The sequence below is a fragment of the Bacillus cereus group sp. N6 genome, assembly GCF_016483705.1.
In the GTDB taxonomy this organism is placed as follows: domain Bacteria; phylum Bacillota; class Bacilli; order Bacillales; family Bacillaceae_G; genus Bacillus_A; species Bacillus_A wiedmannii.
Genome location: NZ_JAEHBI010000299.1, coordinates 1 through 249 on the forward strand (window position 1 = coordinate 1; position 249 = coordinate 249).

Genomic DNA, 249 nt, shown 5'->3' on the forward strand with positions numbered 1-249 from the left:
TTCCGCAGTAGCTCAGTGGTAGAGCTATCGGCTGTTAACCGATCGGTCGTAGGTTCGAGTCCTACCTGCGGAGCCATTATGCTTCCATAGCTCAGCTGGTAGAGCACTTCCATGGTAAGGAAGAGGTCACCGGTTCAAGCCCGGTTGGAAGCTTGGGAAGAGTTTTGAAATTTTTGGCCCGTTGGTCAAGTGGTTAAGACACCGCCCTTTCACGGCGGTAACACGGGTTCGAATCCCGTACGGGTCACC

3 tRNA genes are annotated in these 249 nt (G+C 53.8%); all 3 read left to right on the forward strand.

The features are described 5' to 3' along the window. Position 1: 1 nt before the first annotated feature. A tRNA-Asn gene (locus JDS99_RS31370) sits at positions 2-76 on the forward strand. A gap of 4 nt (positions 77-80) precedes the next feature. Further along, positions 81-153: transfer RNA gene (locus JDS99_RS31375), tRNA-Thr, on the forward strand. A 22-nt stretch (positions 154-175) separates the two neighbouring features. Next, positions 176-247: transfer RNA gene (locus JDS99_RS31380), tRNA-Glu, on the forward strand. Positions 248-249: the final 2 nt, after the last annotated feature.